Source organism: Curtobacterium sp. NPDC089185, assembly GCF_040685235.1.
Classification (GTDB): domain Bacteria; phylum Actinomycetota; class Actinomycetes; order Actinomycetales; family Microbacteriaceae; genus Curtobacterium; species Curtobacterium citri.
Window position 1 is genome coordinate 38002 of the sequence record NZ_JBFBHK010000014.1, and the last position, 21301, is coordinate 59302.

Annotated in this window: 25 protein-coding genes; 11 read left to right on the forward strand and 14 right to left on the reverse strand. The window is 72.6% G+C overall.

The window, feature by feature from the left end; genetic code table 11:
- Positions 1–15 precede the first annotated feature (15 nt).
- Positions 16–888 (reverse strand): DNA methyltransferase, encoded by an 873-nt coding sequence (locus AB0N84_RS13350; protein WP_363547086.1) that lies wholly within the window; start codon positions 886–888, stop codon positions 16–18.
- A 78-nt stretch (positions 889–966) separates the two neighbouring features.
- Complete coding sequence (locus AB0N84_RS13355) at positions 967–2316, reverse strand: hypothetical protein (protein WP_363547089.1); 1350 nt, start codon at positions 2314–2316, stop codon at positions 967–969.
- A gap of 100 nt (positions 2317–2416) precedes the next feature.
- On the opposite strand from AB0N84_RS13355, the gene AB0N84_RS13360 reads away from it, so the two are divergent.
- On the forward strand, positions 2417–2701 hold the full coding sequence (locus tag AB0N84_RS13360; protein ID WP_069712486.1) for a GNAT family N-acetyltransferase: 285 nt from the start codon (positions 2417–2419) through the stop codon (positions 2699–2701).
- A gap of 43 nt (positions 2702–2744) precedes the next feature.
- On the opposite strand, the gene AB0N84_RS13365 is transcribed toward AB0N84_RS13360, so the two are convergent.
- The 4 genes from AB0N84_RS13365 to AB0N84_RS13380 all read right to left on the reverse strand — a co-directional run bounded on the left by AB0N84_RS13365 (position 2745) and on the right by AB0N84_RS13380 (position 5969).
- Positions 2745–3074 carry a hypothetical protein gene (locus AB0N84_RS13365; protein ID WP_182047163.1) on the reverse strand — a complete coding sequence of 110 codons (330 nt, stop codon included), beginning with the start codon at positions 3072–3074 and terminating at the stop codon, positions 2745–2747.
- 228 nt (positions 3075–3302) lie between these two features.
- Positions 3303–3812, reverse strand: a complete 510-nt coding sequence (locus AB0N84_RS13370; RefSeq protein ID WP_363547093.1) for a hypothetical protein — start codon at positions 3810–3812, stop codon at positions 3303–3305.
- Between the two features lie 43 nt (positions 3813–3855).
- Positions 3856–4905: a biotin/lipoate A/B protein ligase family protein gene (locus tag AB0N84_RS13375; RefSeq protein ID WP_289459385.1), complete on the reverse strand. Its 1050-nt coding sequence runs from the start codon at positions 4903–4905 to the stop codon at positions 3856–3858.
- Between the two features lie 194 nt (positions 4906–5099).
- Positions 5100–5969 (reverse strand): alpha/beta hydrolase, encoded by an 870-nt coding sequence (locus tag AB0N84_RS13380; RefSeq protein ID WP_363547096.1) that lies wholly within the window; start codon positions 5967–5969, stop codon positions 5100–5102.
- A gap of 87 nt (positions 5970–6056) precedes the next feature.
- Between AB0N84_RS13380 and AB0N84_RS13385 the strand changes: the two genes are divergently transcribed.
- Genes AB0N84_RS13385 through AB0N84_RS13395 form a run of 3 tightly spaced genes read left to right on the forward strand, consistent with a single transcriptional unit; the run spans position 6057 to position 8454 of the window.
- Positions 6057–7193: an inorganic phosphate transporter gene (locus tag AB0N84_RS13385; RefSeq protein ID WP_363547099.1), complete on the forward strand. Its 1137-nt coding sequence runs from the start codon at positions 6057–6059 to the stop codon at positions 7191–7193.
- 8 nt (positions 7194–7201) lie between these two features.
- Positions 7202–7471, forward strand: coding sequence for a hypothetical protein (locus AB0N84_RS13390; protein WP_069712479.1), 270 nt, complete (start codon positions 7202–7204; stop codon positions 7469–7471).
- Positions 7472–7512: 41 nt separating this feature from the next.
- Positions 7513–8454, forward strand: coding sequence for an acetamidase/formamidase family protein (locus AB0N84_RS13395; RefSeq protein ID WP_363547102.1), 942 nt, complete (start codon positions 7513–7515; stop codon positions 8452–8454).
- A gap of 453 nt (positions 8455–8907) precedes the next feature.
- Here the strand turns inward: AB0N84_RS13395 and AB0N84_RS13400 are convergent, their stop codons facing one another.
- Positions 8908–9660, reverse strand: a complete 753-nt coding sequence (locus AB0N84_RS13400) for a glucose 1-dehydrogenase (RefSeq protein WP_069712477.1) — start codon at positions 9658–9660, stop codon at positions 8908–8910.
- Positions 9661–9779: 119 nt separating this feature from the next.
- Here AB0N84_RS13400 and AB0N84_RS13405 point away from each other — a divergent pair, with 119 nt between their 5' ends.
- Both AB0N84_RS13405 and AB0N84_RS13410 read left to right on the forward strand, forming a co-directional pair.
- Positions 9780–10199 carry a MarR family transcriptional regulator gene (locus AB0N84_RS13405; protein ID WP_289459389.1) on the forward strand — a complete coding sequence of 140 codons (420 nt, stop codon included), beginning with the start codon at positions 9780–9782 and terminating at the stop codon, positions 10197–10199.
- A complete protein-coding gene (locus AB0N84_RS13410) occupies positions 10196–11542 on the forward strand; it encodes an MFS transporter (RefSeq protein ID WP_182047170.1) in 1347 nt (448 codons plus the stop codon). Before AB0N84_RS13405 ends, AB0N84_RS13410 begins: the two co-directional genes overlap by 4 nt.
- Positions 11543–11700: 158 nt before the next feature.
- Here the strand turns inward: AB0N84_RS13410 and AB0N84_RS13415 are convergent, their stop codons facing one another.
- Positions 11701–12591, reverse strand: a complete 891-nt coding sequence (locus AB0N84_RS13415) for an alpha-E domain-containing protein (RefSeq protein ID WP_182047171.1) — start codon at positions 12589–12591, stop codon at positions 11701–11703.
- Between the two features lie 134 nt (positions 12592–12725).
- Here AB0N84_RS13415 and AB0N84_RS13420 point away from each other — a divergent pair, with 134 nt between their 5' ends.
- Together AB0N84_RS13420 and AB0N84_RS13425 are read left to right on the forward strand one after the other, a co-directional pair.
- Entirely contained in the window at positions 12726–13238 is a 513-nt protein-coding gene (locus tag AB0N84_RS13420) for a MarR family transcriptional regulator (RefSeq protein ID WP_069712473.1), read from the forward strand.
- Between the two features lie 9 nt (positions 13239–13247).
- A complete protein-coding gene (locus tag AB0N84_RS13425) occupies positions 13248–13472 on the forward strand; it encodes a hypothetical protein (RefSeq protein ID WP_141718917.1) in 225 nt (74 codons plus the stop codon).
- A gap of 25 nt (positions 13473–13497) precedes the next feature.
- Here AB0N84_RS13425 and AB0N84_RS13430 read toward each other — a convergent pair whose 3' ends face one another.
- The 5 genes from AB0N84_RS13430 to AB0N84_RS13450 all read right to left on the reverse strand — a co-directional run bounded on the left by AB0N84_RS13430 (position 13498) and on the right by AB0N84_RS13450 (position 18708).
- Complete coding sequence (locus AB0N84_RS13430) at positions 13498–14340, reverse strand: NAD(P)-dependent oxidoreductase (RefSeq protein ID WP_220456237.1); 843 nt, start codon at positions 14338–14340, stop codon at positions 13498–13500.
- A 152-nt stretch (positions 14341–14492) separates the two neighbouring features.
- Entirely contained in the window at positions 14493–14735 is a 243-nt protein-coding gene (locus AB0N84_RS13435; protein WP_289459390.1) for a hypothetical protein, read from the reverse strand.
- A gap of 111 nt (positions 14736–14846) precedes the next feature.
- Positions 14847–15590 (reverse strand): lysophospholipid acyltransferase family protein, encoded by a 744-nt coding sequence (locus tag AB0N84_RS13440; protein ID WP_182047173.1) that lies wholly within the window; start codon positions 15588–15590, stop codon positions 14847–14849.
- Between the two features lie 110 nt (positions 15591–15700).
- Positions 15701–17593, reverse strand: a complete 1893-nt coding sequence (recQ, locus tag AB0N84_RS13445; protein ID WP_363547110.1) for a DNA helicase RecQ — start codon at positions 17591–17593, stop codon at positions 15701–15703.
- Positions 17594–17604: 11 nt separating this feature from the next.
- A complete protein-coding gene (locus tag AB0N84_RS13450; RefSeq protein WP_289459392.1) occupies positions 17605–18708 on the reverse strand; it encodes a type II CAAX endopeptidase family protein in 1104 nt (367 codons plus the stop codon).
- Between the two features lie 36 nt (positions 18709–18744).
- Between AB0N84_RS13450 and AB0N84_RS13455 the strand changes: the two genes are divergently transcribed.
- Positions 18745–19683: an EamA family transporter gene (locus AB0N84_RS13455; protein WP_363547113.1), complete on the forward strand. Its 939-nt coding sequence runs from the start codon at positions 18745–18747 to the stop codon at positions 19681–19683.
- 26 nt (positions 19684–19709) lie between these two features.
- On the opposite strand, the gene AB0N84_RS13460 is transcribed toward AB0N84_RS13455, so the two are convergent.
- On the reverse strand, positions 19710–20183 hold the full coding sequence (locus AB0N84_RS13460) for a GNAT family acetyltransferase (protein ID WP_363547116.1): 474 nt from the start codon (positions 20181–20183) through the stop codon (positions 19710–19712).
- 109 nt (positions 20184–20292) lie between these two features.
- Here AB0N84_RS13460 and AB0N84_RS13465 point away from each other — a divergent pair, with 109 nt between their 5' ends.
- Positions 20293–21099 carry a class E sortase gene (locus tag AB0N84_RS13465; RefSeq protein ID WP_363547119.1) on the forward strand — a complete coding sequence of 269 codons (807 nt, stop codon included), beginning with the start codon at positions 20293–20295 and terminating at the stop codon, positions 21097–21099.
- Positions 21096–21272, forward strand: coding sequence for a hypothetical protein (locus tag AB0N84_RS13470; protein WP_182047193.1), 177 nt, complete (start codon positions 21096–21098; stop codon positions 21270–21272). The genes AB0N84_RS13465 and AB0N84_RS13470 overlap by 4 nt, the downstream gene beginning before the upstream one ends.
- The last annotated feature ends 29 nt before the right edge of the window (positions 21273–21301 follow it).

Consider the following 21301-nt stretch of genomic DNA (forward strand, 5'->3'; position numbering starts at 1 on the left):
GAGGTGTCGCCTCGGTCACTCCCCGGGAGGCGCCACCTCGTCGACCACCGCGTGTGGCAGCCGCCGGCGCATGACATCGACGGCCACCGGGTTGTCGTCCACGAGCACGAAGCGCCGACCGAGGTCCCGCGCGACCGCACCGAGCGTGCCGCTCCCCGCGAAGAAGTCGAGCACCCAGTCGCCCTCGCGCGAGGACGCCTGCACCATCCGCCGGAGCACCCCCTCAGGCTTCTGCGTCGGGTAGCCGGTCTTCTCGCTCCCCGTCGGCGAGACGATCGTGTGCCACCACACGTCCGTCGGCAGCTTCCCGCGCTCCCGCTTCTCCGGCGTCACGAGTCCGGGCGCCATGTACGGCTCGCGGTCGACGGTCTCGGAGTCGAACCAGTAGCGCTCCGGGTCCTTCACGTAGACCAGGATCGTGTCGTGCTTCGTGGGCCAGCGTGAGCGCGACTTCGCCCCGAAGTCGTACGCCCAGATGATCTCGTTCAGGAAGGCGTCGCGACCGAACAGCGCGTCGAGCAGGACCTTCGCGTAGTGGGCCTCGCGGTAGTCGAGGTGCAGGTACAGCGTGCCGTCCTCGGCGAGGAGCCGCCAGGCCTCGAGCAGCCGGGGCTCGAGGAACGCCCAGTAGTCCTCGAACCGGTCGTCGAAGCGCATGAGGTCACCCCGGACGCGCTCGTACGTCCGGCCGCGGAAGCCCGTGATCGTCCCGGCGTCGCCGGCCGTCCGCCGCTCGGCCGTCACCGCGTGCCGGCGCTGCTTCCGACCGGTGTTGAACGGCGGGTCCAGGTAGACGACCGTGAACGACGCGTCCGGCAGGGTCGGCAGGACGTCGAGGTTGTCCCCGAGCACGACGAGGTCGGGGCTCCGGTCGTCGATGCTGCGCACCGGACCATCCTCCCCCGCACCCGACCGGCCGCAGGACCGAGCGGCGTCAGGCGTGTGCGGCATCGGGCGTGCACGGCGTCAGGCGTGTGCGGCGGAGTCGTCCTCGGTGCCCGCTCGGCAGGTGACGCCACCCGGGGTGACGTCGGACGCGTACGTCGTGCCGCCGACGAAGACGTCCGTCGGCTGCCCGGCGAGCAGCGGGGTCATGACGACCACGTCGTGCGGCGCGGCGATCGAGCCGACCTCGGCCCCGACGCGGAACTGCACGGCCGCGTCCGCGCAGTCGGTGGACGAACGCACCGCGAAGGCGACGCAGTCCGTGGTCGCGCAACCCGCGGGCCGTTCGGCATCCGTGTCCGCGTCGGCCCCCTGCGTCGCCGCGATGCGGTCCGCGTGCGGGTCGTCGTCGGACGCGCAGGACACGTCGCCGATGCTCGACGTGTCCTCGTCGTGGTTCTCGACCAGGACGAGCGGCACGCCCTCCGTGATCGACACCGTTCGCTCCTCGACGCGACTCGGTCGGGCGTCGTCCAGGGACGCGAAGAACCCGACCGTCACGACCGCCGTGCAGGTCCGGTCGCTGTCGATCTCGTACGCGTCGCAACCGGCGTCACCGGGCGTCAGGTCACAGGTGCCCTCCCACTCGTCGTCGCCCGCGAGCCACCACGCCTCGATGCTGCCGTCGTCGGACGTCCACTCGGGCTGTGCGGCGTCCTCGTCGTCGCCCTCGACCGACCACGGAGACCCCGGTTCGACGCCCGTGAGCGCGCGGGCTGCGCCCTCCTCGACCGCCGGCACGAGCGGGAGGAGCGAGACGGAGGCCCCGGTCGCGAGGACGAGCCCGGCGACCCCGGCCGTGACGGCGACGAGCGCCCGCTGTGTCCGGGTGCCGGACCGCGACGGCGGCCCCGCGACGAAGGGTCGCGCGCCGGGCACGGCCCAGCCGCGGGCGTCCCACCCTGCCGATGCGTCCGCCGGATCGGCGCCCGGGAAGACCGCGGCGGCACGGGCGGGGAGCTCGGTGGCCCGCCGGACCGACGCCTCGGCACGCACCGCGTGCAGGGCCTCGGCGAGCCGATCGGCGTACCGGGACGCCCCGATCACCCAGAGCGCGGTGCCGGCGACCACCGGCGCCAGTGCCAGGACCGCCGGTCCGCCGACGGCCCAGAGGACGACCACGGCGACGAACGACGCGAGCGCGATCGCGGCGCCGACGACCGGCACCACCCGGGCGGCGCGGGGCACCCGGTGGTGCAGCGCTCGCGTCGGCGCCCAGAACCGCCAGCGGGACGGAGCGGGCGGGATGTCGTCGCTCGGCCGCCAGCCGGCGTCGGGTTCGGCCCCCTGGAACAGGTCGACCCACTCGGACGACGGCGTGGGCCAGCCGGGCGGCGTCCGGAAGCGCAGGGGCGGTGTTGCATCGTGCACGGGGCGAGAGTAGTGCGGAACGGGAGCGTGTCACCGCCCCGCGTTCGGGGACCGGCGCCGTCCACGACGCTCTCCGGGGGCACGGCGTACGGTCGTCGTCATGGCATCACCCGAGGTCCGCAACGACACCGACGCACAGCAGTACTCCCTGGTCGAGGACGGCGAGGTCATCGGCTTCGCGGCGTACGAGGTCGACGGCGACGAGATCCGCTTCACCCACACCGAGGTCGACCCCGCACACCGCGGCGGTGGCCACGCGTCGATCCTCGTCCAGCACGCACTCGACGACGTCCGCGAGGGCTCGCTGCGCGTCGTCCCGCTCTGCAGCTACGTGCACGCGTGGATCGAGCGCCACCCCGACTACCAGGAGCTCACGACGCGCTGACACGACGGCAGCACCCAAGCTTGCCGTCCGCGTCCGCGCGCGGTCAGTACGTGCGGTCGAGCGTGCCCGGTCGGGCCTCGTGCCGACCGGCGCCTCGGACCGACGGCACCCGGATGAGCACGTTCCCGCTCAGCAGGTCGTGGTCGTCGTCGGCGGGTGTCGGGGCCTGGTGCGGCAGGCGTGCCTGCCGCTCGTACTCGGCCTGCGCCTCGTGACGGGTCGGTGCGAACACCTCGTCCATCATCGACACGACACCACCGGATCCGCCGCTGCGTGTGGCCTTGTTCGACAGGTCGATCCACCCCACGCGATCGGCGACCCACATCACGACGGCCGCTGCGGCCACCGCCCCCAGGAGGATCAACCAGTTCACGGTCCCGACGCTACGTCAGTCACTCGGCGACCACCTCCGCCGCGCGGATGATCCTCGCGATCTGCACGGCTGCGCGTGGTCTGCACGGCTGGTTCATGGGAACGCCACCGAGACTCGTCTCCGCGGCGGTCCGGGTCCCCCCTCCCGGGCCGCCGTCACTGCTGCGTGCCAAGACGGCGACGTGCTCGACGACGCAGACCGGGACCTCGACACGCGGTAGCCCGACGATCAGCCAAGCCCGTAGGACCGCGACTCCGGCTCGAACCCCTCCGGCACGACCGCGACGTACCAGTGGACCGGCACGTCTCCACGACGCACCGCCTCCGGCGCGGTCCTGAGCGGGTGCGCCCGCACGGTCAACCCGCCGCTCTCCGGCACCGTCACGGACAGCCGTTCGGTCGCTCCGCACGGCACGTCGCTCCGGGCGAGGGTGTCGCCGCCGTCCGGTCCCGAGTCGACACGGAAGGACCACCCGTCGGCGCCGTTGCAGGCGACGAGCAGGTCCCACGCGCCCGCCGGCACCGATCCGAGGCCAGCGGCTCCCGCTCCTTCGCCGCCAGCTCCGCCCTGGCCGTGCTCCTCGTCGAGCAGTGCGGTCCCCATCAGCGAGGACCACCGCGAGAGTGCTGCCTCCGACGTGGATGCGTCGTCCGGAGAGCCGCCCGAACAGGCGGTGGCGGTGGTGGTGACGACCATCGCGGCGACGACGACGGACAGGAGACGAGGGGCGCATCGCACGCGGCGAGCCTAGAGGCATCCGAGAGCGGACGCCCCTCCCCGATCAGGGCACCCGCTCGAGCCACTCCTGCGTCGCGAACTTCGTCGCCACGAGCTCCCGCGCCCGGGCCCGCTCGGCCTCGGTCACGTGCCCCTCGCGCGCCCCGTACATCGACGTGAACGTGCCGATCAGCCGCTCGATGATCTCCGCCCGCGCGAGCCCGGTCTGCGAGCGCAGCGGGTCGACGCGCTTCGCCGCCGAGGTCGTGCCCTTGTCGCTCATCTTCTCGCGTCCGATGCGCAGGACCTCGACCATCTTCTGGCCGTCCATGTCGTAGCTCATCGTCACGTGGTGCAGCAGCGCACCGGTCCCGAGCCGCTTCTGCGCCGCGCCGCCGATCTTCCCGCTCGCCGAGGCGATGTCGTTGAGCGGCTGGTAGTACGCCTCGATGCCGAGCGACTTCAGCGCCTCGATCACCCACTCGTCGAGGTACGCGTAGGAGTCCGCGAAGGTCATGCCCTGCACGAGGTCGGTCGGCACGTACAGCGAGTACGTGATGATGGCCCCGGCGTCCATGAACATCGCGCCGCCGCCGGAGATGCGGCGCACGACCTCGACGCCGTACTTCGCGGCACCCTCCGGGTCGACCTCGTTCTTGAGCGACTGGAACGACCCGATGACGACGGCCGGCTGGTCCCACTCCCAGATGCGCAGGGTCGGGCCACGGCGTCCGGCGCCGACCTCCTCGGTCAGGACCTGGTCGAGCGCGAGGTGCTCGTTCGGGCTGACCGGGCCCTCGTGGACGATCTCCCAGTCGTACTCCTGCCACGTCGACGCCCGCGAGAGCGCACGACGGACGGCGACGCCGACGGACTCGGGCGTGAAGCCGAGCAGCACGGCGCCCTCGGGCAGTGCGCCCCGGACGGCGGCGGCGATGCCGGCTGCGTCCGTGGTCGCGGGCAGGCCGTCCACGGCCTGGTCGATGAGCGGCAGCGCGTCGTCCGGTTCGAGGAAGAAGTCTCCCGCCAGACGGAACTCGCGGATGCTCCCGTCGACGACCTCGAGGTCGACGACGACCAGCTTGCCTCCGGGGACCTTGTACTCACCGTGCACGGCACGAGCCTACGCCGTGGCGGACGGGAGGCGCGTGGCGGCGCCCCCACGCGCCTCCCGTCCGACCTGTGGTGACGCTGGTCACCGACGTGCGGACCGAACCACGGAACCGACGTCGAACCGCCCGCCGCTCCTGGTTCGATGTCGGATCTGTGGTTCGATGCGACCAACCCGATCCGGAGAGACGACCCGCGTCAGCGACCCACGTGGCGGTCGAGCCACGCGATCAGATCGGCGATGACCTCGTCGCGGTTGGTCTCGTTGTAGACCTCGTGCCGCGCCCCCTCGTAGGCGTGCACCTGCACGTCCGACAGCCCGCCACGCCGGCGGTACGCCGCCGCGAGCCGCTCGATCGACCGCGGCCCGCCGAGGGTGTCGTCGGACCCGACCTGCAGGAGCACGGGCAGGTCGTGCGGGATCGCCCGCCGCGGGACTCCGAGCAACCGGAGCGCGTCACGCACACCGAACAGCTTGATGACGTCTGCCTCGACGACCAGCGGATCGGCGGCGATCGCGTCGACGACCGCCCGGTCGCGACTGATCCACTCGTGCTTCGTCGGCCCCGACCCCGCGTGCCGGGCGTTCAGGTCGCCGCTGTTCATCCAGCCGGGCAGCCGGTAGGCCGTGGCGGACAGGACGACCCCGTCGTACGCCTCGGACGAGGTGTTCACGATGTGCTGCGCCATGAGGGACCCCCACGAGTGCCCGAGCAGCACGAGCGGGATGCCGGGGTCCTGCTCTCGGGCGACCGCGGTCATCTGCTCGACGGCGGCGATGGCCGCCCGCAGACCCCCGGGGCCGAGCCGCCCGAGCTTCGTGTGGTCGCCGTCCCACTGTCCGAGTCCGGTCCGTCCGTGTCCGCGGTGGTCGTTGGCGTACACGGTGTAGCCGGCGCGGACCAGGTCCTGCGCGAGGGGCTCGTACCGCACGCCGTGCTCGCCGACCCCGTGCGCGATCTGCACGACGGCCCTCGGTCTGGCCGCGCGCCAGGTCGAGTAGACGATCTCGACGCCGTGCGCGTCGGTGAACGAGGAGTCCCCTCGGGCTGCGGAGAAGGTCGGCACCTCTGCATCCTGACAGACGGACGACCCCGCGGACGTGTTCACCCGGCGTTCACGCAGCGGGTCCGGGGCGGGCCTAGCGTCGCCGCCATGGACGTCCTCGTCACCGTCGTGCTGGTGATCGTCGTTGCCCTCGTGTTCGACTTCACGAACGGCTTCCACGACACCGCGAACGCCATGGCCACCTCGGTCGCCACCGGAGCCCTGAAGCCCCGGACCGCCGTGCTCATCTCCGCCGTCCTCAACGTGGTCGGCGCGTTCCTGTCCACCGAGGTCGCGAAGACGGTCTCGCAGGGCATCATCCGCGAGGGCCAGGACGGCATCCAGATCAGTCCGACCATGATCTTCGCGGGACTCGTCGGCGCGGTGCTCTGGAACCTCGCCACCTGGTACTTCGGCCTGCCGTCGTCGTCCACGCACGCGCTGTTCGGCGGCCTGATCGGCGCGTCGATCATCGGCGCCGGGCTGAACTCGGTCGACTGGGCGACGGTGGTGTCGAAGGTCGTCCTCCCCGCGCTGCTCTCCCCCGTGATCGCCGGGGGGATCGCCCTCGTGGCGACGTACCTGGCGTACTCGCTGACGAAGAACGCCACGACCCACGGCGCCGCGACCGGCTTCCGACACGGGCAGACGATCTCGGCGTCGCTGGTCTCGCTCGCGCACGGTACCAACGACGCGCAGAAGACCATGGGCGTCATCACCCTGACGCTCATCGCGGCGAACTACCAGCCCTCGGGCACGGGTCCGGCGCTCTGGGTGATCCTGGCCTGCGGCCTCGCGATCGGCCTCGGCACGTACACCGGCGGGTGGCGGATCATGCGCACCGTCGGCAAGAAGATCTCGGACGTGCAGTCGCCGCAGGGCTTCGCCGCGGAGACCAGCTCGGCGGCGACGATCCTCGTGTCGTCGCACCTCGGCTTCGCCCTGTCGACGACCCACGTCACGAGCGGCTCGGTGATCGGCTCGGGCCTCGGCAAGAAGCTCGCCGACGTGCACTGGTCGGTCGTCGGACGCATCGTCGTCGCCTGGGTGATCACGCTGCCGGCCGCCGCCGTGGTCGGCGCGCTCGCCACCCTCGTCGCCTCGACGAGCACCATCGGTCTGGTGGTCGTGGCCGTGCTCGCCCTGGGCGGCGGCCTCGGCTTCTTCTTCCTCGCGCGGCGGAAGCCGATCACGAAGGACACCGTCAACGACGAGCAGCCGGCCGCCGAGCCGGTCTCCGCCTAGGAGGCACCGTGGACATCGACCTCAGCAGCATCGGCATCGTCGCGGGCGTCGGCTTCGTCGCCGCCGTCGGCGTGGTGCTCGTCTACACGCTCGGGCTGCGGCTGCTCGGGACGGGGCAACCGGTCGACGCCGGGGGCGAACGCACCGAGTACCGCGACGAGACTCCGCGGTCCGGGCACACGCCGCCGGCCGCGATCGTCGGCGCCGTGGTGTGCTTCGCGTTCTGCGTCGCAGCGGTCCTGTACGGCATCTGGCTGACGATCCCGCAGTTCCACTGACCGCCTGCCCGTCGCGGGCGGTGTCCTGCGAGGATCGACTGGTGACCTCCCACCGCATCGACGCCTCGCTCGACACCGCCATCGACGTGCTCACCGCCGAACGCGAGCCCGTGCTCCGCGTCGACGACGGTGACACGGTGACGGTCCGGACCCTGAGCGCCGCCGGCTACACCGAACGGCAGGCGTCCCCGGGCGCCGACGCCCCCACCCTCGTCGACCCGCGGCGTGGACACTGCCTGGTCGGCCCGATCGCCGTCACGGGCGCCCGGCCGGGACAGGTCCTCGCCGTCCGCTTCGACGCCCTGGTGCCGGACGACTGGGGCTACACCGGCTCCGGCGGTGTCGACACCGAGCTGAACCGCGCGCTCGGGCTCGCGGACCCGACGTCCCGCGGCCCACTGCTCTGGGACGTCGACGCGGCCACCGGCGTCGCCCGCAACCAGCTCGGGCTCGGCGTCCGGACGGCTCCGTTCCTCGGGGTCGTCGGACTCCCGCCGGAGCCGACCGGCGAGCACTCGACGATCCCGCCCCGGCCGGTGGGCGGCGGCAACATCGACTGCCGCGAGCTCGTCGCCGGCGCAACGCTGTACCTGCCGGTGACCGTGCCGGACGCCCTGCTGTCCGTGGGTGACGGCCACGCGGCGCAGGGCGACGGCGAGGTCTCGGGCACCGCGGTCGAGTGCGGCATGACGACCACGATGACGCTCTCGCTGCTCGACGACGCCCCGGTCGCGGGCATCCACGCCGACACTCCCGCCGGGAGGATCACGTTCGGGTTCGACGCGGACCTCAACGCCGCCACGACGACGGCCCTCGACCGGATGGTCGACTGGATCGCGGGGTCGTACGGCATCTCCCGCGCCGAGGCCCTGGCGATGGCCAGCGTGGCCGTCAGCATGCGGGTGACGCAGGTGGCGAACCGCACGTGGGGCGTGCACGCCCTGCTCCCCCACGACGCGATCCTCGGTCCCGACGCGGCCTGAGCGCTCGACGCGAGCGCACTCTCGTCCGCCCGTTCCTTCCCATCACGCCCGCGATGGAGAGCGGGAACGGGCGTACCTGGTCGACTGTGCTGACCAGGTACGCCCGTTCCCACCCGGTACGCCCGAAGCGACCCGGAGGGCCCTGCGCGATGCGAGGCTCGGAGCGTCCATGCTGGCGAGGCTGCGCGCTCGAGCTGCGCCGCGCCTCCCGTCCGCCCGTTCTTTCCAATAACGCCTGCGATGGAAAGCGGAAACGGGCGTACCCGGTCGATCGTGCTGACCAGCTACGCCCGTTCCCACCAGGTACGCCCGCTCCTACCCAGCACGCGCAACGCGACCGGGGAGGCACGTTCCCGTCAGGCACGCCCGGACCGACCAGGTACGCCCGGAGCGCCCCGGGGACGTGCGACGCGCCCAGGTACGCCCGGAGCGACCCGGCACGCCCGACCGGGGTCAGTGCGCGCTGTACCCGCCGTCGACCAGGTGGTAGCTGCCGCTGATGAACGACGCCTTGTCGCTGAGCAGGAACAGCACGAGCGCCGCGACCTCGGCGTCGGTGCCGAGGCGCTTCGCGGCGTGCTCGCCCTCGAGCGCCGCGAGCTCGTCGGCGGACAGCGACGAGCGGACCAGCGGGGTGTCGATGAAGCCCGGGCCGACCGCGTTCGTGCGGACGCCCTGGGCGGTGTACTCGAGCGCCGCGACCTTGGTCAGGCCGACGAGCGCGTGCTTCGACGCGACGTAGGCGGCGTTCTGGGCGATGCCGACCGACCCGAGGACGGACGCCATGTTCACGATCGCACCGCCACCCGCGGCCAGGATCGCCGGGATCTCGTAGCGGAGCCCGTAGAAGACGCCGTCGAGGTCGACCGCACGCACGCGGTCCCACGCCTCGACGTCGTACTCGCCGATCGGCTTCGGCGCGGCCCCGATGCCGGCGTTGTTCACGGCGAGGTGCAGGGCGCCGTACGTGTCGACGGCGTGCTGCACCATGCGCTCGTTGTCCGCGGCGACCGCGGAGTTGGCCTCGAACGCCGAGGCCGTGCCGCCGGCACCCTCGATCTCGGACACCACGCGCTGGGCGGCGTCGAGCTTGATGTCGGTGACGACGACCGACGCACCCGCGGCCGCGAGCTCCTTCGCGACGGCCTCGCCGATGCCGCTGCCGCCACCGGTGACGATCGCGACCCTGCCCTCGAACTCGGACATGTTCTCCTTCTCCCTCGACGACCTCGTCGAACGTGCTGAAAGCAACACCTGTTGCTCTACGAGAGTACACCCGTGCACACCCAGTTCGTTCACCGAACTAATGAGTTAGGCTGACGATCGTGCCCGACACCTCCCTCGCCACCGACCTCCGCATCGCCGTCAACCGGCTGTCGCGGACGCTCCGCGCGCAGAAGGCCGACGCGAGCATGACCGACGGGCAGTTCTCCGCCCTCGCCCGACTGCACCGCGACGGGGCCATGACGCTCGCCGAGCTGAGCCGCCAGGACGGCGTCACCCCGCCGAGCATGACGAAGTCGGTCGCGGTGCTCGTCGACCGCGGTCTCGTGTCGAAGGACGACCACGGCGACGACCGCCGCAAGGTCCTGCTCGCCGCCACACCCGCCGGCTCCGCCTTCGTCGAGGAGACCCGGCGCCGCCGCGACGACTGGCTCTCCCCGCGCCTCGCCGCACTGTCCGACCAGGAGCGCCGCGCCCTGGCCGACGCCACCGAGATCATGAGGAGGCTGGCCCAGCAGTGAGCGCCATGTTCCGATCCCTGTCCGCCCGCAACTACCGCATCTGGTTCGCCGGTGCCCTCGTGTCCAACGTCGGCACGTGGATGCAGCGCACCGCCCAGGACTGGCTCGTCCTCACCAAGCTCTCCGACAACGACGCGATCGCGGTCGGCATCACCATGGCGCTGCAGTTCGGGCCGCAGCTGCTCCTGCTCCCCCTCACCGGCCTGGCTGCGGACCGCTTCGACCGGCGGAAGATGCTCATGCTCACGCAGGGGCTGATGGGTGCACTCGGGCTCGGCCTCGGGATCATGGTGCTCACCGACACGGCCACGCTCTGGTCGCTGTACGGCTTCGCCCTCGCGCTCGGCATCGTCGCCGCGTTCGACACCCCGATCCGCCAGGCCTTCGTCTCCGACGTCGTGCAGGGCGAGCACGTGGCGAACGCCGTGGCGCTCAACTCCGCGTCGTTCAACGCCGCACGGCTGGTCGGCCCCGCGGTCGCCGGCGTGCTCATCGCCGTGATCGGCACCGGATGGGTGTTCGTCATCAACGCGGGGTCGTTCCTGGCCGTCCTGCTCGCGCTGCGGTTCGTCGACCCCGCGCAGCTCGCCGAGCGCGTCCGGGCGGAGCGCGGCAAGGGGCAGATCGTCGCGGGCTTCCGCTACGTCCGCACCCGGCCGGACATCGTCGTGGTGCTGTGCATGATCTTCGTGGTCGGTACGTTCGGCGTGAACTTCCCGATCTTCACCTCGACGATGGCACGCGTCGAGTTCGGCAAGGGCGCCAGCGAGTTCGGCCTGCTCAACTCGGTGATGGCGATCGGCTCGGTCGCCGGTGCACTGCTGTCCGCTCGGCGCGACCGCCCCCGGATGCGCACCCTCGTGGTCGCGTCCGCCGGGTTCGGCGTGGCGTGCACCGCGGCGGCGCTGGCCCCGACCTACTGGACCTTCGCGATCGTGCTCGTCTTCGTCGGCCTGGCGTCGCTGACCTTCATGACCACCGCGAACGCGCTCGTCCAGACCACGACGAAGCCCGCCATGCGCGGCCGGGTGATGGCGCTCTACATGGCGATCTTCGCCGGCGGGACCCCCATCGGCGCTCCGATCGTCGGTGCGGTCGCGGACGCCTGGGGTCCGCGGTGGGCGATCGGCGTCGGCGCCACCTCGGGGTTCGTCGCCCTCGCGATCGCCCTCGTCTGGCTCGTGCGCTGGGAGCACCTGCGGCTCCGGTACGACGCCGACGCGCGCCTGCACCTCGCCGTGACGCACGCGGTGCCCGTCGTCGGGTCGCCCGGCGCGTCCACGGCACTGCGGCGCGACCTGGAGCGCGACGAGGCGGTGGCCGACCGCTCGAGCGCGGTCTGACGCACGACGGGGCGAGGCGGCGGCGGGCTGGCATCCGCCGGACGGGAGGCGCGGTGCGGCGCCGCCACGCGCCTCCCGTCCGCATCGTGCGCGGCTCCACCGCGGTGCGCACGTCGATCCGCCGATCCGGCCCGCTCGGACCCGGGTCGGCGGCGGGATCAGTGGGTGGGCGCCGCGACCGCGAAGACCCGCGCGTCGAGTGCCGCGACGACCGCGCCGACGGCACCGGCGAGCCGGTCGGCGACCGCGCGGAGGTCGGCAGGGGCCGCCACGTCGACCCGTCCGAGCGACGAGCGGGCGGCGCGGAAGGCGTCCACCTCGTCCGCGACGCAGTCGGGCGCGACGTCGGTCAGGCAGTCGTCGGCACGTGCCGCCAGGAACGCGAGCGAGCGCGGACTGTGCTGGTCGTGCAGCAGGAAGTGCGCGGCGTCCTCGGCCTCGGTCCCGTGGTCGCGGCCGCGGCGGAAGGCCTCGCCCGCACCGCATGCCCGGAGTGCGGTCTGCCACGAGGACGACGAGGACGCGTCGACGAGCGACGACCCGAGCAGCCGAGCGGTCAGACCGCAGCGGAGCAGGGACCGGCCCAGGGTGAAGAACTCCCACACCTGGTCGCGGCTGGCGTCCCCCTCGACCACACCGACCGCGAGGGCACTGCGCTCCCGGACCCACCCGAGGAACTCGTGCGCCCGGTCGACCGCGACCTTGCGGGGCATCCGCGACCGGGTGACGTCGAGGCAGTCCCAGAGCTCGGTGGAGACGACCTCGCGGGCACGCCGCGCGTGGTCCCGCGCGACACCGACCGCGTGGGCGATCGAGGCCGGTTCGTGCCGGTCGAGCGCCAACGAGTCGATCGAGGTCGTCCGGTCCTGCCGGCGCGTCGAGGGGACCGCGCCGAGCACCGACCGCAGCGCTGCGGACACGGCGGCGTCCTCGTGGCCCGACGCCGGGTCCGGGCGGGCGACGTACACGTCGAGCATCCGGGCGACGACGTCCGCCCGCTCCACCGCGCTCCCGACGTGGAACACGCTCCCCGCGAGTCGGCTCAGCACGTCGGCTCCTGCATGCGGCGACGGTACCGAGCGGGCGTTGCGGGAGTGTTTCCGGACCGCGTCACGGGTGTTGCGGGGTCGTCCACGAGGCGCGCTCGCTAGACAAACTAACTAGAGCGTCTAGCATTGTCACCATGACGACCGAGGTGACGAACACCACCACGGGCTTCTGGTACGGCACGGATTCCAGGGTCGACGCGGTGGACGTGCTCAATGCGCTCCGCAGGTACCGGAGCGCCGAGAGCGCCGCGCAACGACGTGCTCGCGAGGCACTGGGCATCGGCGAGAACGCCCTGCTCGCCCTCCGCGTGCTCCTCGACGCCGAGTCGGACGGGCGGTCGGTGAACGCGAAGGAGCTGGCGGACCGGCTCGAGATCACACCCGCGTCGACCTCGGCACTGGTCGACCGGCTCGTCCGCAGCGGCCACGTCGAGCGCCACCCCGACCCCCACGACCGGCGCGGCGTGATCCTGACGGCATCCGGCGGTTCGATGCGTCAGGTGCTGCAGGTCATCGACCAGCTCGACACCCGCGCGATCGAGGTCGCCGAGCACCTGCCGAAGTCGGAGATGTCGGTGATCGTCACGTTCCTCGAGCAGATGGCGCGGGTCGTCGACCACGAGGACGACGCCGAGCGTTCCGCGTAGCCTGCTCTCATGCGCAGCGCTCCTGGCGGCCCGGCCGGGGCACCGCAGCACGATCCCGAGGACGACATGCCCCTCGCCGAGCTCGACGCTCGGGCGCGGGCGGACGCGGCACTGCGGCGCATCCGCAACGGGTCCGACCCGGCCCGCGAGGCGTTCGACCTGGCGAACACGATGAACGACGAGGCCGTCGGTCGGCTCAGCGGCGCGGTCCGACGGTGGTTCCGGCGGTCCTGACCGGATCGGCAGGACCGCCGGCTCGTCAGAAGGCGGTGCCGACCGCCGCGATGTCGTCGCCGCCGTGCCCCTCGGCGCTGGCCTGCGCGTAGACGCGGTCGAGCGCGTCGACGAGCACCGTCGAGACACCCGCGGCCCGCGCGGCCTCGCCGATCAGGCCGATGTCCTTCCGGAGGCCGTCGAGGGCGAACTGCGGTGCGAACTCGCCCGAGAGCATGGCCTCGCCCTTCGTGTGCGCGTAGGGCGAGTCGCTCGCGGTGCCGTCGATCGCGTCGAGGAACAGCGCCGGGTCGAGCCCGAGCGCCCGGGCGATCGCCAGCGACTGCGCCGTCGCGGCGGTGATCGAGGCGATCCAGGCGTTCGCGGCGAGCTTCAGCGCGGTGCCGTCGCCGACCCGCTCGCCAGCTCGCACGGTCTTCGCTCCGATGGCGTCGAGGACCGGGTCGATCGCCTCCAGCTGGTCGGACGGACCCGCGGCGAGCATCGTGAGCTTCCCCTGCTCCGCCGGGGCCTTCGTGCCGAGCATCATGGCCTCGACGAGGGTGATGCCGTACTTCTCGGCGAGCTGCACGATCGTCTCGGTGCCGTCGGTGCCGACCGTCGAGGACTGCACCCACACGGCGTCGGTCGGGGCGTCACCCGCGGCGGCCTCGAGGACGTCCACGACGGCGTCCGTGTCGAACAGCGTGAGGAGCACGACCTCGGCGTGCTGGACCGCCGCGGCCGCGTCCGTCGCCACGGTGGCGCCGTCGTCCGCGAGCGGTCGGGCCTTGTCGGCACTCCGGTTCCACACCGTGACCTCGTGGCCCTCGCGCAGCAGGGACTTCGCGACCCCTGCCCCCATCGTCCCCGTACCCAGCACCGTCACGCGCACCAGCGTCTCCGTCCTGCGGTCGGCACCCTGCCGCCGCGCGGTCGACGCTACGCCTGCCGGTGGAGCGCACGTCGAGCGCGGGCGCACGTCGAGCGCGGGCGCACGTCGAGCGCAAGCGCACGTGCGTGGTCACGGCGGCGGTCCGGTCAGGCGCGGACGAACCCCTCGCGCGCGATGCGCTCGACCTCGGCGGCGACGGCGTCGACCACCGCACGGGTCAGGGCACCCGCGACGGCCTCGACCAGGGCGAGCTGGTCGACGGCGACCGGGTGGCCTGCGACGGCCGCCGGGGTGCCGGTGCCGTCCCGGGAGCCGGGCGCCGGCGCTCCGGCGTCGTCCCCGAGGTCGGCTCGTCGAGCGACGGCGTCGAAGAGCGGAGTGGTCGACAAGCTGCTGCCTTCCGATCGGCGGCGGATCCGGGGCCGTCGACCGAGGTGTACACGCGGCCGACGCGCCCCCGATTCAACCACTGGTATGCAGCATGTGCAATAGGGGACCGATCAGTCCGGCTCGACCGCCTGCGTCGGGTCGTCCCGGCGCAGCGCCTGCTTCACCCGTTCGACGATCGTCGTGGGCGGGTTGTTGTAGGTGCCGGCGGGCTCCTGCCCGCTGAGCTCCTGGATCGCTGCCATCACCGCGTCCGTCGCGTGCCGACGAGCCCGACCGGAGGACGCCTCCCCGAAGCCCGTCAGGTCCATCGGCTGGCCGAACTCGACCGTGACCCGGGCGAGCCGCGGCAGCCGTGAGCCGACGGGCTGGACGTCCTCCGTGCCGGTGAGGGCGACGGGCACCACGGGCGCCCCGCTCGTCAGGGCGAGCCAGGCCACGCCCGTGCGGCCCTTGTAGAGCCGGCCGTCGAGGGACCGCGTCCCCTCGGGGTAGATCGCGAAGGCCTCGCCCAGCTCCAGGCGCTCGAGCCCGAGGTCGAGCGCGTGCTGGGCGGCCGCTCCGGCGCCGCGTTCGACGCCGATCGCACCGATGCCGCCGAAGAACGCCCGCGACACCGCTCCGCGGAAGCCGGTGCCCGTGAAGTACTCCTGCTTCGCGAGGAAGGACACCTTCCGCGGGGCCAGGAGGGTGATCGCCGGAGAGTCGATGAACGACCGGTGGTTGCTCGCGAGGATGACCGCGCCGCGCTTCGGGACGTTCTTCCGGCCGATCACCCGGGGACGCCAGAGCAGTCGCGCGAGCGGGGTCACCACCGTGCGGCTGAGCGTGGTGGTGATCGTCGTCGAACCGGACACCCGGGCCTCCTCGTGGACAGGGGTTCCGAGTGTAGTGAGCGCCCGCAGCACCACATGCCCCGAACGGCATGCACCCGTGATCGGCGTCAGATGCCCGGCAATCCAGTGGCTCAGTCGTGCGCGGCGACGACGTCGAGCACCGCTCGGCCGTAGCGTTCGAGCTTCGCGCCACCGACGCCGGAGATCTCGCTGAGGGCGTCCTCGTCGGTCGGCTTGACCGCGGCGATCCCGCGCAGCGTCGCGTCGTTGAACACGACGTAGGCGGGCACGCCCTGCTCGCGGGCCTGCGCCGCACGCCAGGCTCGCAGCGCCTCGAAGAGTCCGAGTGCCTCCTGCGGCATGTCCGTCACCGGCTGCCGTCGCGACCGCGACGCCCGGGAGGCCTTCACGGGGTCGCGACGCATGAGCACCCGGGTCCGACCGCCGAGGACCTCGGCGCTCGTCGGGCTGAGCACCACCGTGCCGAACCCGTCACCGGAGACCGCCGCGTACCCCTGCGCGAGGAGCTGCCGGGCGACCGCGCGCCACTCCCCCTCGCCGAGGTCGCTGCCGATGCCGAAGGTCGCGAGGGAGTCGTGCCGGAGCTCCTGCACCCGCGGCGACTGCTTGCCGACCAGGATGTCGACGAGGTGCGCGACGCCGTACCGCTGGCCGCGCTCGCGCTCGAGTCGGACGACGGTGGACAGGAACTTCTGCGCGGGGACGGTGCCGTCCCACGGCTCGGGCGGCGCGATGCACGTGTCGCAGTTGCCGCACGGCGTCGACTCCTGCCCGAAGTAGGCGAGCAGCCGGACCCGGCGGCACTCGATCGTCTCGCAGAGCGAGAGCATGGCGTCGAGGTGGGCACTGAGCTGGCGCCGGTGGGCGGCGTCACCCTCGGACTGGTCGATCATCCGGCGCTGCTGCACGACGTCGTTCAGGCCGTAGGCGAGCCACGCGGTCGACGGCAGCCCGTCGCGTCCGGCACGGCCGGTCTCCTGGTAGTAGCCCTCGACGGACTTCGGCAGGTCGAGGTGCGCGACGAACCGCACGTCCGGCTTGTCGATGCCCATGCCGAACGCGATGGTCGCGACCATGACGATGCCGTCCTCGCGCAGGAACCGGGACTGGTTGCGTTCGCGCACCTTCGCGTCGAGTCCGGCGTGGTACGGCAGTGCGGGGATGCCCTGGTCGGCGAGGGCGGCCGCGGTGCGCTCGACGGAGTTGCGGGACAGGCAGTAGACGATGCCGGCGTCGCCGCGGTGCTCGGTCTTGATGAAGGTGAGGAGCTGCTGCAGGGCGCCGGTCTTCGGCTCGATGCGGTACTGGATGTTCGGACGGTCGAAGTCGGCCACGAAGTGTGCGGCGTCGTCGAGCCCGAGCCGTCCGGAGATCTCGCGGTGGGTCTGCGGCGTCGCCGTGGCGGTCAGGGCGATGCGCGGCACCGTCGGCCACCGCTCGTGCAGCACGCTGAGCTCGAGGTAGTCCGGGCGGAAGTCGTGCCCCCACTGCGCGACGCAGTGCGCCTCGTCGATGGCGAACAGGGCCAGGCGCGCACGGTCGAGCAGCGACCGGGTGGATTCGAGCCGCAGGCGCTCGGGCGCGAGGTAGAGCATGTCGACCTCGCCCGAGACGATCGCCCGCTCGACCCGGGCACGTTCGTCCGGCCCCTGTGTCGAGTTCAGGAACGCGGCCTTGACGCCGTTCGCAGCGAGGGCGTCGACCTGGTCCTGCATGAGGGCGATGAGGGGCGAGACGACCACCCCGATGCCGTCGCGCACGAGCGCGGGCACCTGGTAGCAGAGCGACTTGCCGCCGCCGGTCGGCATGAGCACCAGGGCGTCGCCGCCGCCGACCACCTGGTCGATGATCGCGGCCTGTTCACCACGGAAGTCGTCGTAGCCCCACACCCGGTGCAGCACGTCCAGCGCGGCAGCCTGCGACGAGGACAGCGCGGCAGCCTGCGACGAGGACAGCGCTGCCGCCCGCGATGCGGTCGGCGCCGCCGCCTGCGTGGTGCTCATGACACGACAGCCTACGTGCGGGCAGCGACACCCGAGGAGCTGTCCACAGGGACGGAGCCGGCCGTCTCCGGGTCGCGCGCCGGCGCGACGTCCCAGCCCGTGCCTCCCGGCCGGGTCCACCGACGACCACCCGCCCAGACCGGCGCGGTCCCGCGGAAGCGTGGTGCCTCGCTGCCCGCGAAGCGGCGGTCCAGCCCCCGCCACGACGCGAGCACCTCGACCATCCCCCAGAACGCGAGCGACGTGCCGAGCGTGATGAGCCACCCGACCATGGTGCCGTTCGACGAGTCGAGGTCGATCTTCGACCACCCCGGCGCCTGCAGCACGAAGATCATGATGTTGTTGAAGGCGTGCTGCAGGACGGTGGCCTCCATGCCGCCGGTCCGGAGCACGATGATCGCCGCGACCAGCCCGAACGAGCCGACGTCGAGGATGCCCCACACGTTGTAGCCGTTCGGGATGTGCAGCAGGGCGAAGACGACGGTCGAGACGGCCACGGCGACGACCGTGCCGACGACGCGGAGCGGGATCCACGAGCCGATGGTCTGCATCAGGAACCCGCGGAAGATGTACTCCTCCGCCGCGCCCTGGAACGGCACGAGCAGCAGCACCAGCACGATGGTCAGGGTGAGGGTGCCGAGCGAGACGGTCGACTGCCCGATCGCGTCGTGGTCCCACCCGAGGCCACCGTCGAACGAGAACATGCCCCACGTCTGCACCAGGAACATCGCGATCGCGATGACGAGCGTGGGGAGGAGGCACCAGAGCGTCCAGCGCCAGCGCACCCGGAAGCGGGTGGACGACAGGATGCCGGCGGGCCCGACGCGCGCGATCTTCACCGCGAGCAGGATGCCCGGCAGGAGCACGACCAGCGACACGAGCGACAGGGACAGGACGAGCGGGTCCGTCGGGTCGAGGGCACCGCTGGACAGGTCGTCCTGCAGGCCCATCAGCCCGTCCGCACCCTGCGACGCCCCGATCGGCACGAAGTAGGCGACGGCGATGACGACCTGGCTCGCGACGTACCACCCGACGAGGAACGCGAGGGCGACCAGCGGGCGCCACCAGCGCCAACGGGCATCGACACGGGGCAGGCGGTGGTACGGAACACTCACGCTCCGGAGGCTACCGGCCCGGGCAGGATGGGAGCCGTGCTCACCGTCCTGCTCGGCCTGACCGGCGCGGTCGTCTACGGGGCCGCCGACTTCCTCGGCGGCCTCGCCGCGCGTCGCGTCCGCGCGGTGCGCGTCGCCGCCGCGGCCGCGGCGGTCGGCCTGCTCCCCCTGCTGGCCGGGGTGCCGGTGGTGGGGGCCGGCTTCTCCGGGCAGGCGGTCCTCGCCGGGGTGGCGGCCGGGGTCTCGGGGTCGGTGGCGGTGCTCCTGCTCTACCGCGCCCTCGCCGTCGGCCCGATGAGCGTCCTGTCGCCGTTGACCGCGGTGTTCGCGGCCGTCACGCCCGTCGTGGTCGCCCTGGTGCGCGGGACGGTGCTGTCCGTGCCGGCGTCGGTCGCGCTGGTGGTCGCGGTGGTCGCGGTGGTGCTCGTCGCGGCCGTGCGGGACGCCTCCGGCGCACGGGTCACCGTGACCGGCGTGGTCACGGCGGCGGTGGCGGGGTGCGGCTTCGGCGGGATCGTGCTCGCCTGCGACGCGGTACCGGCCGACGCCGGGGTCGCGTCGCTGCTGGTCGCGCGGGTGGTGCAGACGGTCGTGCTGGGTGCGGCGGTGGTCGTGGTCGCGCTGCTCCGGAAGGGAGGCCCGGCGGATCCCGGCACGACGGCCCACCCCGGGCGGTCTGCCGCGGTCACCACGCGCTCGTCGCGCTCGTCGCGCTCGTCGCGCTCGTCACGCCGGACCGTCGTCGCCGTCGTTGCCTGCGGGCTGCTCGACGCGCTCGCGAACGCCTGCATCCAGGCTGCGCTGCACGCCGGGACGGACGACGCGACGCTGCCGGTCGTCAGCGTCCTCAACGCGCTCTACCCCGTCGGCACGGTCGTGCTCGCCGGGGTGGTCCTGCGCGAGCGGCTCACCGGCGTGCAGTGGACGGGCATCGCGCTGGCGTTCGCAGCCTCGGTCGGTCTCGCGCTCGCCTAGGTCGGTCTCGCGCTCGCCCAGGTCGCTCAGTCGTCGGCGATCAGCCGCTTGCCGAGGGACACCGCACGGTCGGGGGCGTACCCGAGCGAGGCGTAGAAGCCGAGCACCTGCTCGTTGCCCTCGCGGACCTGCACGTTGATCTTCGGGCAGCCGCGGTCGGTCAGGAGTCGCTCGAACTCGGCCATGAAGGCGCGCCCGAGTCCGGTCCCCTGCTGGTCGGGTCGGACCGCGAGGTAGTTCACCCAGCCGCGGTGCCCGTCGTAGCCGGCCATGCCGACGCCCACGAGTCCCGGCGCCGCGCGGCCCTCGCCGGTCTCGACGGCGCTGTCCTCGACGGCGCCGTCCTCGACCGCGACGAGGAAGAGCTCGGGCTGCTCGGCGACCTTGCGCGCGATGTCCCGCCGGGGGTCGTTCCACGGACGGACGAGCCCGCAGGCCTCCCAGAGCGCGACGACCGCCTCGGTGTCGTCGGACCGGAACGGGCGGAAGATCGTGGTCATCCCGCCACGGTAGCGCCGCACCGTGCACCGCCCGGTCCGTCCACACCCCCACCGGCTCGTCGTCGTGGTCTGCTATACCTGTTCGACCACCACCTGGATCAGGAGCACCGTGACCGCACACGACACCGCCCCGTCGCGCAGCTCGGAGCGCGACGCCGAGGACCAGCGGCCGCCACGGCGCACTCGACGTCGCCAGTCCGTCGGCGGAGCACTCGTCGCACTGCTGGCCGAGCTCCTCATCATCGCGGGCGCCGGCACCGGGCTCTACGTCGCGTGGACCGCGTGGTGGACCGACGTCGTCGCCGTGAACGAGCAGACCAAGCTCGTCGACGACCTCGGGCAGAAGCAGGCACCGAAGCTCGAGGGCTCGGAGCACCGCGGCGAGGCACCGGTGCTCGCCGAGCCGCCGGAGCTGACGGACGTGTTCGGGACGATGCAGATCCCCCGCTTCGGCGCGGACTACCTCCGCCCGATCGGCGAGGGCACGGACCGCGAGCGCGTGCTCAACACGATCGGCCTCGGCCACTACCAGGACACCGCCATGCCGGGCGCCGAGGGCAACTTCGCCGTCGCCGGGCACCGCGTGACCTACGGCAAGCCGCTCAACCAGATCGCCGACCTGAAGCCGGGCGACCCGGTCGTCGTCCGGGTGACGGACAAGGCGAAGGACTTCGACGTCTGGTACGTCTACAAGGTCACCGACTCGCAGATCGTGACGCCGGACAAGATCGAGACGATCGCGCCGGTGCCGAACCAGCCCGGGGTCACGCCGACCGCCGAGGACCGCTGGCTCACCCTCACCGCGTGCCACCCGATGTGGTCCGCCAAGGAGCGGTACGTCACGCACGCCAAGCTCGACTACTGGATGCCCGTCTCGGAGGGCACCCCCAAGGAACTCTCGGAGACGCCGAAGTGATCTTCCCGTTCGTCTGGCGGATCCTGCCCGGCCCCGCCGCCCTGAAGGTCCTCGAGCTGCTCGTGCTGCTCGCCGTGATCGTCTACGCGCTCTTCACCTGGGTGTTCCCGTGGATCGCCGCGGACATCCTGCCGCCGCCCGACGGCACGGTGGACGCCACACCGTCGCCGTAGCCGTAGCCGTGACGGCTCCTGCCGGAGCA